Source organism: Paraburkholderia bryophila (assembly GCF_003269035.1).
Lineage (GTDB): Bacteria > Pseudomonadota > Gammaproteobacteria > Burkholderiales > Burkholderiaceae > Paraburkholderia > Paraburkholderia bryophila.
In genome coordinates this window covers 46,810-60,359 of the sequence record NZ_QLTK01000007.1, presented here as the reverse complement: position 1 = coordinate 60,359, position 13,550 = coordinate 46,810, and the positions used below count along the sequence as shown (strand labels likewise).

The 13,550-nt window shown below is 62.5% G+C and carries 12 protein-coding genes; 2 read left to right on the top strand and 10 right to left on the bottom strand.

The window, feature by feature from the left end; genetic code table 11:
• Positions 1–53: 53 nt before the first annotated feature.
• The 6 genes from pdeR to BX591_RS13795 all read right to left on the bottom strand — a co-directional run bounded on the left by pdeR (position 54) and on the right by BX591_RS13795 (position 9,132).
• A complete protein-coding gene (gene pdeR / locus BX591_RS13820) occupies positions 54–2,057 on the bottom strand; it encodes a cyclic di-GMP phosphodiesterase (RefSeq protein WP_111932011.1) in 2,004 nt (667 codons plus the stop codon).
• A 246-nt stretch (positions 2,058–2,303) separates the two neighbouring features.
• Positions 2,304–6,794: a DEAD/DEAH box helicase gene (locus BX591_RS13815; protein ID WP_111932010.1), complete on the bottom strand. Its 4,491-nt coding sequence runs from the start codon at positions 6,792–6,794 to the stop codon at positions 2,304–2,306.
• Positions 6,795–6,994: 200 nt separating this feature from the next.
• The gene (locus tag BX591_RS13810; RefSeq protein ID WP_111932009.1) at positions 6,995–7,378 is read right to left on the bottom strand and encodes a DUF1493 family protein; all 384 of its coding nucleotides are present in this window, start codon (positions 7,376–7,378) and stop codon (positions 6,995–6,997) included.
• 1 nt (position 7,379) lies between these two features.
• Positions 7,380–7,817, bottom strand: a complete 438-nt coding sequence (locus tag BX591_RS13805; RefSeq protein ID WP_111932008.1) for an STM2901 family protein — start codon at positions 7,815–7,817, stop codon at positions 7,380–7,382.
• 464 nt (positions 7,818–8,281) lie between these two features.
• Positions 8,282–8,770: a hypothetical protein gene (locus BX591_RS13800; protein WP_111932007.1), complete on the bottom strand. Its 489-nt coding sequence runs from the start codon at positions 8,768–8,770 to the stop codon at positions 8,282–8,284.
• Complete coding sequence (locus BX591_RS13795) at positions 8,767–9,132, bottom strand: tlde1 domain-containing protein (protein WP_111932006.1); 366 nt, start codon at positions 9,130–9,132, stop codon at positions 8,767–8,769. The genes BX591_RS13800 and BX591_RS13795 overlap by 4 nt, the downstream gene beginning before the upstream one ends.
• Before the next feature lie 387 nt (positions 9,133–9,519).
• Here BX591_RS13795 and BX591_RS13790 point away from each other — a divergent pair, with 387 nt between their 5' ends.
• Positions 9,520–10,569, top strand: coding sequence for an aldo/keto reductase (locus BX591_RS13790; protein WP_111932005.1), 1,050 nt, complete (start codon positions 9,520–9,522; stop codon positions 10,567–10,569).
• Between the two features lie 115 nt (positions 10,570–10,684).
• On the opposite strand, the gene BX591_RS13785 is transcribed toward BX591_RS13790, so the two are convergent.
• From BX591_RS13785 to BX591_RS13775, 3 genes are all read right to left on the bottom strand, one after another.
• Positions 10,685–10,975, bottom strand: a complete 291-nt coding sequence (locus BX591_RS13785; RefSeq protein ID WP_111932004.1) for a hypothetical protein — start codon at positions 10,973–10,975, stop codon at positions 10,685–10,687.
• A gap of 7 nt (positions 10,976–10,982) precedes the next feature.
• Positions 10,983–11,162: a tlde1 domain-containing protein gene (locus BX591_RS13780; protein ID WP_244146959.1), complete on the bottom strand. Its 180-nt coding sequence runs from the start codon at positions 11,160–11,162 to the stop codon at positions 10,983–10,985.
• Positions 11,163–11,434: 272 nt separating this feature from the next.
• Positions 11,435–11,794, bottom strand: a complete 360-nt coding sequence (locus tag BX591_RS13775; RefSeq protein WP_111932002.1) for a carboxymuconolactone decarboxylase family protein — start codon at positions 11,792–11,794, stop codon at positions 11,435–11,437.
• 119 nt (positions 11,795–11,913) lie between these two features.
• On the opposite strand from BX591_RS13775, the gene BX591_RS13770 reads away from it, so the two are divergent.
• A complete protein-coding gene (locus BX591_RS13770; RefSeq protein ID WP_111932001.1) occupies positions 11,914–12,891 on the top strand; it encodes an AraC family transcriptional regulator in 978 nt (325 codons plus the stop codon).
• A gap of 79 nt (positions 12,892–12,970) precedes the next feature.
• On the opposite strand, the gene BX591_RS13765 is transcribed toward BX591_RS13770, so the two are convergent.
• Complete coding sequence (locus tag BX591_RS13765) at positions 12,971–13,540, bottom strand: FUSC family protein (RefSeq protein WP_111932000.1); 570 nt, start codon at positions 13,538–13,540, stop codon at positions 12,971–12,973.
• Positions 13,541–13,550 lie beyond the last annotated feature (10 nt).

The window sequence follows — 13,550 nt, the reverse complement described above, 5'->3', positions numbered from 1 at the left end:
GCCTCGAACCGCAACGGGTGGTCTCAATGGGACTTCACGGCGCGGTCGGAAGCTCAGGCAATCAGTCTGAGCTTCTGCCTATCCTGCAACCAGCGTTCGAATTCAGCGGCCGGCATGGCCTGGCCGTACAGGAAACCCTGCACGTAATCGACGCCGAGCCCCTTCATGAACAGTTCTTCCGATTCGGTCTCGATCCCCTCGGCCACCACCTTCAGATCCAGCTCCTGGGCAACCGCCACCATGGAGCGCACCAGCGCCTGCGCCTTGGTGTCGGCGTTGATCGAGCGCACGAAGCTGCGGTCGAGCTTGATCACGTCGAGCGGAATGCGGCCCAGTTGCGACAGCGACGAGTAGCCCGTGCCGAAGTCGTCCAGATGCACCTGCGCGCCGAGCACGCGGAACTGTTTGATGAGTTCCAGCGCGGCCGCTTCGTCTTCGATCAGGCAGCTCTCTGTGAGTTCGAGGTCGATCAGGCAGGGGTCGAGCCTGGCGTTCTGCAGCGCCTCGGTGAAATGGCGCACCACCGCCGTATCGACCAGTTGCCGCGCCGATACATTGATCGCGATGCGCAGGTTGTAGCCGTCGGTTTTCCATTTGGCGGCCTGCTTCGCGGCGGTATTCATGACCCAGCGGCCGAGCACGCCGATCAGGCCGGATTCTTCCGCATAGCGGATGAACTCCGCCGGCATGATCTGCCCGCGTTCCGGCGAATTCCAGCGCACCAGCGCTTCGGCGCCTTGCACCGTGCCGGTGGCGAGCGACAGCTTGGGCTGGTAATGCAGCGTAAGCTGGCCTTCGTCGAGCCCGCGCCGCAGGTTGGTGTCGAGCCACATATATTCGGCGACCCGGCGGTTCATGTCCGGCGAGAACACGCGGTGCGTGCGCTTGCCTTCGTCTTTGGCGACGTACATGGCCGTGTCGGCGGAACGGATCAGCGATTCGAGACTGTCGCCATGTTCCGGATAGCACGCAATGCCGATCGAGCAGCCCGTATAGACCTCCACGAGGCCCAGCGCGAACGGTGTGCGCATGCGCTCGAGAATGCGTTGCGCGGTGAATTCGAGTTCGTGCGCGGTGCCCTTGGCGGCGAGCACGATGAACTCGTCGCCGCCCAGTCGCGCGAGCACGTCGCCTTCGTTCAGACAGGTGCTGATGGCCGACGACACGTCGCGGATCAGCCGGTCGCCGAATACGTGACCGTAGTGGTCGTTGACCTTCTTGAAGTTGTCGAGATCGAGGAACAGCACGCCGACCGCTTCGCCGGGCGCGGCTTCTTCGATCGCGACGCGGATCTTGTCCTGGATCGCGTTGCGGTTGGCGAGGCCGGTGAGCGCGTCGGTATTGGCCAACTGGGTGAGCCGTTCCTGCGCGAGGCGTTCTTCGGTGATGTCGGTGCCCGAGCAGATCAGGAATTGCTCCTCGACGCCGCTGCCGCTCTGGACGAATTTGTTGCGGAACAGGAAGAGCCGTTCGCCGTGCACCGTCTTGACACGCCGCTCGACTTCATACGACACGCCGCGATTGAAGAAGCCCGCAATGTTCTGGCTGGAGGCGGCGCCGTCTTCGGTGGACATGAACAGCGCCCACACGTTGCGGCCGATGATGTTCTCTTCCTTGACGCCGGTGAGTTCCTCGGCAAGCCGGTTGAAGCGTTGTATTCGCCCGTGCCTGTCCACGATCACCACGACCGAATTCACTTCGGAGACGACCTGCTCGGCGAACGACAGACCATGCACCAGATCGCGCGCCACCGATTCGGTGTCGTCGTACGCGGAGGCGGTGCCGGCCCAGGTGTTGCTGTTGAGCTTCTTGCCGACCAGATGCAGACGCAACGGCTCACCGAACAGGCGCACGTCGGCGATCAGATGCGAGGTGACGCCGGTCAGGCAGCGAATCTGCGAAGCTTGTTGAGGGTTCAGCGGAATCGCGACATTCGCGGGCATGTCGCCGGTAACGGGCGTGAGTTCAAGCGCGTTGCTGTCGGTCGACAGACGCCAGCATGGGCTGCTTGTGCCGAACTGGGCAAAAAGCACCTGCTCGTGTTGGTCGTCGTTCATGGGGTCCCCGGGCGATGTGTGCCGTTGGCCGCCGTTAAGGCGGAAGGCGGCAGACAGTCTTCATCATACTTAAGACTCTACCCATTGTAGCTAAGCGGCAGCGCTTCGGGCTTATAAACATTAACGGAAGGACAGTCCGGAACTTTAAGGCTTGCTTCAAAATCGGCTTTAGTGCTTCTAAATGACCCGACTGTGTAATTAGCCGAGTAATTCGCGTTCAAAACGCGTGCAAAGCGGGTGCAATCCCTAGAGTCTTTTTGCCAGCCAGCTGCGTGCCCGCTCCCGTTCGACGGGATTGCCGTCCACGATGGGCGCGAACCAGAAAGTCCCTGCCACGAGTGTGGCAATCACCACGCCATCGCGATACAACACCCGATTACCGGCCACGGCGGACACGCGTTCCCCGACCAGCAAAGTGCCCGCCAGATTCAACGGATCGGTGCCGGCGACGCACACAAAAGCACCATCGTTCGCATGGCGGCGAACCTCTCGCAATACGGGAATCGCTTCCGGCAACGCGAACTGTTCGCCCGCGAGTCCGTTGACGAAGCGTCCGCCGCGAATCACGCCGCGCGCTTCGAGGCGTTGCAGCACGCGCAGCAGATCGCGCCACGGCGGCAACCAGTCGGCCTCGCGTTCGAGCAGACGCCAGAACACGACGCCATAGCGACGCAGCAGTGTCATGGCGACATGCTCGAGCACGTCGGGCGGCAACTGTCTGCGGCGCTCAGTTGCGGGTACGGGCTCGGGCTCGGCAGCGGCCGTTGGGCGGCTGACCAGCGCCCAGCGGCCCGCGTCGTCCATTCCTCCGATCAATGCGCTCGATCGCGCGCGCCGGTTGCTGGGGAACGCATTGCGTTTGGCCACGGGCTTCAGCAGCGCACGCAGACCCGCGAAACTGTCCGAGTTCACGAGACCGGCGGCCACCAGTTCGCCTAAAGCGTTCTCCAGTTCCATCCGCAAAACGCGGACTTCCGACAGCAATTCGTCGAAGAACATCGCGCCGTGTCGCGCCAGCGCGTCGTAGACGCTTTGCGCGCGCGCCGACAACGCCGCTTGCTTCGACGGGTCGATCAACGCGTTCCACACGCGCACCTGAGCGCGGGGCAACAGCACGATCGGCGTGCTTCGGATCGGTCCCGCGCCGCTGCGCGCGCGGTCGCTCAGACGGGTCCAGACGATCTTGCCGGCGCGGCATAGTTCGTCGAGCGAAGTGTTCGAATAGGCCTTCACGCGAGCCGGCAGAATCTCGTCTTCCCATGCGCCCGCAGCGGCCTGAAAGCCTTCCATCTGGTCGAGTACTGCGGCGAGCGCGTCGCGGCCCTCGCTGCGCGTGTCCGGTGTCAGGTGCTGCCAGCTGAACAGAAAGCGCATGAAGTCGTGCCGTTCCACCGGCTCGATTTCGCGGCGTAAGCGTTTCACCGTGTAGCGGTGGATGCGTGCCAGCAGATGGCGCTCGCACCATTCTTCCAGGTCGGCGTGGGGCGTGAAGCGACCGCGCATCACGTAGCCTTCCGCTTCGAGGCGTGTCAGCGTCTGTTCGACCGATGCCGCCGGCAGGTCCAGCGCCTGGGCGATCGCTTCGACGGGCAGCGGGCCGAAGCCGGTCAGGCGCGCGCGCAGGACGTCGAGCAGGGCGTCGTCGGCGGTCCAGGTGTCGGCGTAACCTTTGGGTGCGACGAGCGGCGGCGCGTAGCGAGTGGCCGGGACGCCGGGGTAGAGCGCCTGAAAGCAGGTGAGGCGCTCGACGGGCAGCCATAGCGCGACAGTGTCGCTGACCTGCAGGCGCGTCGCGCGGCCGGACCCGGCCAACCCGGCGAGCCACGCCGGCCAGCCTTCGTGCGTCTGCGCCTCGGCCTCGGTGATGCAGGCGAGGCCCGTGAGCGCTTCGTGCATCTCGTCGGCATTGCGCGCTTGCGGCCAGGCTTCGTCGCGCACGCTGTCGATCGCATCGGCGTCGAGCGCGCCGAGGTCGTCGGCGCTGGCGGGATCGGTCCAGCGGCGATTCATCACCGCCTGGGTGCGGCGCTCCTCGATCGGCGAGTCGTCCAGATACGCGTACGGTTTCGCGGTCAGGATTTCGGCGGCCAGCGGCGACGGCGCGGGCAAATCGCGCGCCACCAGTTGCACCTCGCCCTGTTCCATACGGCGCAGCAGCGCCAGCCAGGTGTCGCTGTCCATGGCTTCGTGCAGACAGTCGTCGACCGTTTGGTCGACGAGCGGATGGCGCGGCAGTTCGCGCTCGCCGACGAGGTTCTCCAGACACGCCGCCTGCTCCGGAAACACGCTCGTGAGCAGGTCTTCGCTGCGCATGCGCTGCAGTTGCGGCGCGGTTTTGCGGCCGCCGGTGTAACGCGGCAAACCGAGCGCGGTGGTCGCGTTCCAGCGCCAGCGCACGCCGAACAGCGGCGCGTCGAGCAGCGCCTGGATCAGCAGATGCTCGGCGCTGTTCGAATGCAGATAACGCCACACTTCGTCGAGCGCGAACGCGTGGCTGCCGGTCAGCGACAGGACGATGGCATCTTCGGTGGCGGCGGCCTGCAGTTCGAAGTTGAAGGTCCGGCAAAAACGCTTGCGCAGCGCGAGGCCCCACGCGCGGTTCACGCGGCTGCCGAACGGCGCGTGAATCACGAGCTGGGTGCCGCCGGATTCGTCGAAGAAGCGTTCCATGACCAGCGTGTTTTGCGTCGGCAGTACGCCGAGCGCGGCGCGGGCACGGGCGAGATAGTCGACGATCTGACGCGCGGCGGCTTCGTCGAGATGCAGCGTGTCGATGAGCCAGTCGATCGCGTGGTCGAGGCGTGCGGGTGGGGTTTCTGATCCGGTTGCCGGATCGGTTTCGGTTTGCGCTCCGAGCCGATGCCCGATCTGCTCTCTCAACCTTGCCACGCCGAACGAGAGTTCGTCGCTGCGTCCCGGTGCCTCGCCGAGCCAGAACGGAATATTCGGCGGCTGGCCTTGCGCGTCCTCGACCCGCACGCGGCCGCTCTCGATCCGCAGAATACGGTACGACGCGTTGCCGAGTTGAAACACGTCGCCGGCCAGACTTTCGACCGCGAAGTCTTCGTTGACGGTACCGATGTTGATCGCCTGCGGTTCGAGCACGACCGCGTAGTCGGCATTTTCGGGAATCGTACCGCCCGAGGTCACGGCCACCAGCTTGCCGCCGCGCCGGCCGCGCAGCGTCCTGCTCACCACGTCGCGGTGGATATAGGCGCCGCGCGGACCGTTGCGGCTCGTGTAGCCTTCGGCGAGCATGCGCAGCACGGCGTCGTACTGCTCGCGCTCGAGGTCCGCGTAGGGCGCGGCGCGCCGCATCATGTCGAACAATGCGTCTTCGTTCCATTCGGCGCTGGAGACTTCGGCGACGATCTGCTGCGCGAGCACGTCGAGCGGCGCGCGCGGAATTCGCAGCGCGTCGAGTTCGCCGCGCTGCACGCAATCGAGCAGCGCCGCGCATTCGATCAGATCGTCGCGCGAGGCGGGAAACAGCCGGCCTTTGGGCATGCCGCCGACCTGGTGGCCCGAACGTCCGACGCGTTGCAGGAACGGTGCGATCGCGCGCGGCGAACCCATCTGGCAGACCAGTTCGACGTCGCCGATATCGATACCGAGTTCCAGCGATGCCGTCGCGATCAGCACTCGCAACTCGCCGCGTTTGAGGCGCTGCTCGGCGTCGAAGCGATGTTCTTTCGCGAGGCTGCCGTGATGCGCGGCGACCGCGTCCTTGCCCAGCCGCTCGGTCAGATGACGCGCCGCGCGTTCGGCCATGCGGCGCGTGTTGACGAAAACCAGCGTGGTGCGGTGCATCGCCACCAGTTCGGCGAGACGGTCGTAGACGCGTTCCCATACTTCGTTCGACATGACCGCTTCGAGCGGCACCGGCGGGATGTCCAGCGCGAGATCGCGGGCGCGGATATGGCCGACGTCGACGATCGCGCAGTCGGCGGGTTCGCTGCTCGCGAGGCTCGCGCCGCCCACCAGAAAGCGCGCGACCGCGCTGACCGGCTTTTGCGTGGCCGACAGGCCGATCCGCGGCAAGCGGCGCTGGCACAGCGCGTCGAGCCGTTCGAGACTGAGCGCGAGATGACTGCCGCGCTTGCTGCCCGCGAGCGCGTGAATTTCATCGACGATCACCGTACGCACGGTGGCGAGCATGCGGCGGCCGGAGTCGGAGCCGAGCAGCACGTAGAGCGATTCGGGTGTCGTCACGAGGATATGCGGCGCGCGCTTTTTTAGCGTGTTGCGTTCTTGCTGGGTGGTGTCGCCGGTGCGCACGGCGGTGCGGATATCGAGCGGCGGCAGGCCGAGCGCGGCGAGTTCTTCGGCGATACCTTGCAATGGGGATTGCAGGTTGATGCGGATGTCGTTGGACAGGGCTTTCAGCGGCGAGATGTAGACCACCAGCGTTTCGTCGGGCAGGGCGCCGCCATGGGCGAGGCCTTGCTGGACCAGATCGTCGAGTGCGGAGAGGAAAGCGGTGAGGGTTTTGCCCGAACCGGTCGGGGCGGCGACCAGCGTGGAGCGGCCACTGCGGATGGGCGGCCATGCGGCGGTTTGGGCGTCGGTGGGCGCGGGGAAGGTTTTTTTGAACCAGTTGGAGACGGCGGGGTGGAAGGGGGTTAGGGCGGTGAACGTGTTTGATTTGGCCGACGCCGTGCCCGCCGCTTTGCGCGACGCTTTGGATGGGCGAGCCGCGTTTAGCGCGGCAGTGGGCTTTGTCTTTGCCGAAGTCATGAGGGCTTAGATGGGGGCGTTGGGGGCCATATCTAGAGGCGTGGTTTCGGTCAGTCTGGCAGGTTTAGGCGGGGTTTGCTGGGGGGACGTGAGGCGGATGACCGTGCGCGCGAGCGAGCCGGGTGGTCGATGCAATCAATTGCAATGAAGCGATTGCGGCACGAAATAAAACCCCCGCGCTGGGCCAAGGAACGGGATATCTAGGGTTGCCGGCGAAGGTCGATATTGCACGTTGCTTCGATCTCGTCGGTGTCCCATCTCCCGCGTCGCATCGCTTCGGCGAGCATGCCCAAGGTAAGGGGCACGAGGTCTGGATCGCGGAATTTCTCCGAGAACACGCCGAGAACTGACTTGATCACGTCGAGGCTGTCGGGGCCAAAGTAGCGACGATATGGGAAACCATAAGCCTTGACGTGGAAAGTCTCGGCCCATTTGTCGATAAATTCGACAGCATCAAGCCCAGTTAGCCGGAGGTCTTCTTCAAGCCTGCTAGCCGGCGTCAATTTAAGTGGACCGCCGAAAATCGGCCGCCCCAATTCCTTGCGGGCAAACGCTTCAAGTTGATCCCAAGCTACATCAGCCATTTCAGAATATCCGGTCTTCGGGTTTTACCAGCCTGTTAAACATCATCACCGAGTGTCTCATGATAAGAAAGACATCGCGAGCCAGGACCACCACGCCGATCACCGGAATCGCTCTCCCGACGAAAGCGCCAAGACTTCTGGTCATCGCAATTCGAAGACCGCCGATTCCGTCTCGGGTAATGGTAGGTAGACGGATTGCCACGTTGAAGGGGAGGATTCGCCGCGCTGCTAGCGAGGCGACTGATGTGCCAGTCACCGCACCTCCAAGCTTTCCTGCAACGGGTATGTCATTGTTACCCAGCAAGATAGCTGCCGCGCTGGCAAGGTCATCGAGACCAAGTTGCTTTCGAGTTTCGTCCAAAGCCACGAAGAAAAACAGGTCTACGGGGCGAAGGTTGGTATGGAGGCCATATCTATAAACGTTCTCGTTATCGCTCATCGCATTCTCCGGTATAAGGCCGCGATTTTAGCGGGCAAATTATTCCAATTTATGCGATTCCGATATTGGGATGGCCGTTATGCGCGACGGGTTCCTGGTAAGCAGTGGGACGATATGGTGAATTTGTCGGCGAGGATGTTTTTTCAGGTTCAGATGGCGCCAGCGGGGGGCTGTTCCGATTCTTGTAATTCCGACTCTTATGACTAGTGCCGTTCGCCGACGTTGAAGAGCCACACAACCAACCGCCAACGATCAGGCAGGCGAAGAAAATCACGACCCCGACAAGATCAAACATATCGTCGGGATTGTCGTACGCGGGAAGGCCAGGCAGACGTAGCGCGAACCGGATAGACCCGTTCAACCATGGTCATCCGACAGGCAGATTAGCAACACACCGGGCGAGCAGCACGCCCGGCACCAGCGTTGCTGCCACGTTTGCAATGTATCGAGTGACCCGAATCACTTTAAGGTTTCGCCAGCTCCGCCAGACAGGCATCCTTCACGTTTTGCAATGCCGGATCATGCACGTCGCGCAACGCGGCTTTGGCGCGCCTGATGTACGCCGGAATGTCTTTAACCGTATCTTCGATGAACGGAGCAGAGCAGACGCGACCAACGCCAAGCACCGGCCCGTTATTCGGATCAATGGCCTTGAGTACCGCTTTGGGGTTCTTTGGAAGAGCGTAAGCCAACCCGATTCCAAGGTCTTCGGAATATCCGCCGTCCGTCCCTTCGGCTAGCTTGGGCGCAAGCGCAACCCATGCCGTGTTACCGGAATCGATACGAGTCAGGACGTTGTTCCACTCAGACTCAGACATCCCGCTCACCGTGGCCTTTGCCCCTTTGTTTTCAAGCTGATTTACGAGAACGGACGCGTTTGGTTGATCTGCAATTGCAGGTGCGGCTGAGCAAGCGAATACGAGTGCCAATGTAAAACCAGAAACGCGCTTCATTGGATGACCTCCAGGCGTCGGTCGCCGCTTGACCAAATACGGTGGCGAGTATGAACGCCCATGATGATGCATCCGTCAGATGCCTGCCCCGGATGAGCTGTGCTGTCGCCGTGGATTCGGAAAGCGCTTCGCCCGAAGGTATTCGTTCCCACCATGGGCGCGAGGTTGAGCGTGAAACTTCCGGTGTGTGGAGAGCTGTGAGGCGCACCGATTTGCCAGCTACCGCGTGGGATCGGCCCCACGTTCTGAATTGACTGCATGGCCGGATTGTTCTTACCGGTGGCAGCACCTGAATAACCCGTTTCGACGGGCTCGCCATTAAACGAAAGTTTCCCGGTGCTTTGCTGAAATGTCCACGGCATGAGGCTGCCCCAAAGCTGAAAACGCCAATTCTAAATGAGGAATAGAATCGATTTTATGCATCGGGAATTTGATTCCGATGCCGTAGCAAAATTTTACATCTTCGAGTTCTGACGTTAAATCCGCTGCCTGGCCTGATATAACCGCGAATCAGTTTAGTCCTATACGGAACTCATATTTATATCGTCAAACCTCTCTGAGCCAGGAATACATCACGACTAATCCCACAGCCCCCGCCGTTTGTCAGAATCCCACGCAATCAACAGCGCCAACTTTCGGCCGGTCATAGAACGTACCCGATGACCATTGCCGCGCCCCCAGCCGACTTCCCCCAATTGCAGTACCCTCTACGCCTCACCCATCCACCCCTTCACGATGGAGTCTGCGCAATGCGTTACAACCCGTTAGGCCGCACCGGTGTGTTTGTTTCGGAGCTATGTCTGGGCACGATGACCTTCGGCGGCGGCGAGGGCATCTGGAAGCAGATCGGCGATCTGCAGCAGGCCGACGCGGAGCGGCTGGTCGGCAGGTCGCTCGACGCGGGCATCAACTTTATCGACACGGCCGACGTCTACGCGGGCGGCCTGTCCGAACAGATCACCGGCCAGGCGCTGAAAAACCTCAAGGTGCCGCGCGACCAGGTCGTCGTGGCGACCAAGGTGTTCGGCCAGACCGGCGAGTTTCCGAATGCACGCGGTGCGTCGCGGTATCACATCATCGACGGTGTGAAGGCTAGCCTGAAACGCCTGCAACTCGATCACGTCGACCTGTATCAGATCCACGGTTTCGATCCGGCCACGCCGATCGAGGAAACCGTGCGCGCGCTCGACACGCTGGTTCAGCACGGCCACGTGCGCTACGTCGGCGTGTCGAACTGGGCCGCGTGGCAGATCGTCAAGGCGCTCGGGATCGCGGAGCGCCTTGGGCTCGCGCGTTTCGAATCGCTGCAGGCGTATTACACGCTGGCGGGGCGCGACCTCGAACGCGAACTCGTGCCGATGCTGCACAGCGAAGGCCTGGGCCTGATGGTGTGGAGTCCGCTCGCGGGCGGTTTGCTGAGCGGCAAATATGGACGTGAACAGCAGGGCGAGACGGGCAGCCGGCGCACGACGTTCGATTTTCCGCCGGTCGACCGTGAGCGCGCGTACGACTGCATCGACGTGATGCGCGACATCGCGGAGGCCAAACAGGTATCGGTTGCGCAGATCGCGCTCGCGTGGTTGTTGCACCAGCGGGTGGTGACGTCGGTGATCGTCGGCGCGAAGAAGGTCGAGCAACTCGACGACAACATCGCCGCGACCGCCGTCGCGCTGAGCGCGGATGAACTGACGAAACTCGACCAGGTCAGCACGCTGCCGGCCGAGTATCCGGGCTGGATGCTGGAGCGGCAGGGCGAGGTGCGTCGCAAGCAGTTGGAAGAGGCGCGGCACGCGGTGTAATTGCAGCGAAGGACGATCTTTACAGGGCCGCTCGTGACGTGAAGATGCAGGCATTCTTGACGGCACCAAGCCCGCTCTGGCAGCGGGCTTTTTTGTCCTTACGGGCTGTTCGATGTCACGACGGGAACCGCCACCGGCTTCTCCGAAGAAATGCGCGCACGGCGACTGGCCCGCCCCATACCATCAGCGCTGCGATGATGAAGCTCACGACGAGCATGACAGCTACAACCGGATCGTCATAGCTTTCACCGTCGAGTGGTTCGAACGGGAGTGAGGCCCATCCGAGCACCTTGTGCCCCAAGGGGCTTTTGGCGAGTGCCCAGAACCAGTCAAAAGACCCCAGCACCCAACCGATGGGTACGGTCAGCACGACCGCCAGAAAGAGCCTGGTCAGGAAGCCTTTCATCGCACGTTCACCGTTCCGTAATAGCGAATGGTTGTACCAGGAATAAATGTCGCTGGTTGATAAAGTAAGTGCCGGCCGGAAGGGGACCCTCATCCTGCTTCGTGGTTGCGTTCGGGTCATCAATGGACTCACCATCACCTGAGAAGGCTGCAACGCCGCCCAAACCGGGGCAAAGCAAGATGGACATTCGTTTGCCGTTGAGGCGGAAAGAGCAGGACACAGGCATCGACTGCTTCCTAAAACTAAAAAGCGCCGATTTTAACCAGGAAAATCAACGATTTTATGCGGGACCGATGTCGGTCCGCAGACTATGCAGCATGGATTGAGAATGGGCGTGTATAAGGGTCGTCGACTCGACCTGTGAATTTCTGACTGAAAAGAAAAAGGCGGCAGTGTGATTTTTTGCTCACTCAGCCGCCTTCCGCGCACGTCGACATCGCTGACCACACACGTCACCCGTTACCGCCCCCCATCCGCCGCTTCACTCGAATAAGCCGCGACCGCATCCATCGTCCGGGCCGAGTACACCATTGCCGCGCCGGCATTCATCGCCACCGCCACGCCCAGCGCTTCGGCGATTTCATCGCGCGTCGCGCCTTGCTTCAGCGCTTCGGCCGTATGCACCGTAATACAACCGTCACAACGCAAGCTCACCGCCACAGCCAGCGAAATCAGCTCACGCGTCTTCGCGCCCAGCAGATCGCTTTTCTGACCGGCGCTCGACATCGTCTGATAAGCCCGGACGGTATCCGGCGACAGTTTGCCGATTTCGCCGATGCGGCCGAACAATTCTTTGCGGTATCCGATCCAGTTCAACATGGCCATGCTCCTTCGTCTTTATTGCGCGTCGGCGGGTGCCGGCGTCGTGAGACAAAGTATTGCGCTGCGCCGCGATATCCTGAATACTCGATTTGCTCAACTTTTAGCGCGATCGTCTCATGGACATGCTCAGCCGATTGATCGACCTTGCCCGCCCGCAAGCCAGCCTCGATCTGCGTTGCCTTCTCTCGGGCGGCTTCGACATCGATCACGCGCCGATGGAAACGGGTATCGCGCCGTTTCATCTGGTGCTCGGCGGCGCCTGCCTGATCGAAACCACCGGCGGCGGGGAAGTGGCGCTGCGCGCGGGCGATTTCGTGCTGTTTCCGCACGGTGCAGCGCATCGCGTGCGCAATGTGGCAAGGAGTAGCGCCACGGCGCCCTTGACGCTAAGTCATGACGGCATGCTGCCCGTACGACGCAACGATGGCCACGACAGCAACAATGGTGACGCCGGCAACGCGCCCGCGGCGCAGCCCGATGTCGATCTGCTCTGCGGCCGCTTTGTCCACTCGCCGGGGTCATCCGCGTTACTGCTGAATGCGCTGCCCGATCCGTTCCACGTCTCGCTCGGCGGTGCGCAGGCACTCGGCCCATTGCAAACGGTGATCGCGCTGATGCGCGCCGAGGCGGAGCATCGTCAGCCGGGCGCGTTGGCCATCGTCACCGCGCTGAGTCACGCGCTCTTCGCGATGGCCTTGCGCGTGCATGGCGAACAGAACGCGTCGACCTCGGGCGTGCTGACGCTACTCGCCGACGCGCGTCTGGGCGCATCCGTACAAAGCATGTTGAGCGCGCCGGAGCGTGCATGGACCATCGCCGAACTGGGCGACCTCGCCGCGATGTCCCGGGCCACTTACGCACGTCATTTCAACGAACGGGCGGGCATGACGGTAATGGACTTCCTCACGCAGATCCGCATGACGATCGCCTGCGATCTGCTGCTGCGCACGCAGCGCAGCGCGGCGGAGATCGGCGAGATGGTGGGCTATCAATCGGAAGCCGCGTTTGGCAAGGCGTTTCAGCAAAGTATCGGCGACACGCCTGGGCGTTACCGGCGTCGGCCGCAAGAGGGCGAGGCGGCGCAAGGCGAATGATTTAGTGCGAAGAGAGCGATGTGCCGCCAAGCGAACAAGCGGGTGAAAATGCCGCCATTCCCCGCAACGCCTCCTTCCCTCACGTATTCCGCGGCTTCCCAAACCACCGCTGCTCGACCTTCGACATCAGCCACGCCGTCAACAACGCGCAGACCGTGCCCAAGGTCACTTCACCCAGCCGCAGCAACGCCTTATCCCAAGGCGGCCCCATCCCCGGCACGAGCAGCATGATGGTCGCGGTAATCCCACCCAGCCGCGCCGCGCTGCCCACGTTCAGAATCCAGCAGGCGACGATCGCGACGCCCACGGTAGCCGCATAAGCCGCGAAATGCCCACCGCCGAGCAGCGCGCCACCTAACCCGCACACGCCGCCTACCATCGCGCCGATAAACTGGTCGCGCGACAGATTGCGCGTGTCGATATAGCTGTGCTGGCTGACCGCGATCGCGGTGATCGCGGCCCAGAATGCCTGCTCGGTATGCAGCAGGCGGCCGATCCCGAACGCGAGACTCGCACCGGCCACCGCCTGCACCGCCATGAAACCGCCTTCGATCAGCCGCTCGCCGAGCGGCAACGCCTTCAGAAAAGCAAACAGCGAATTGGCGGCGCTCGCTCGCGCATGACGTGTCGATTCGTCGGGTACGGTCATCGAAAGAAGA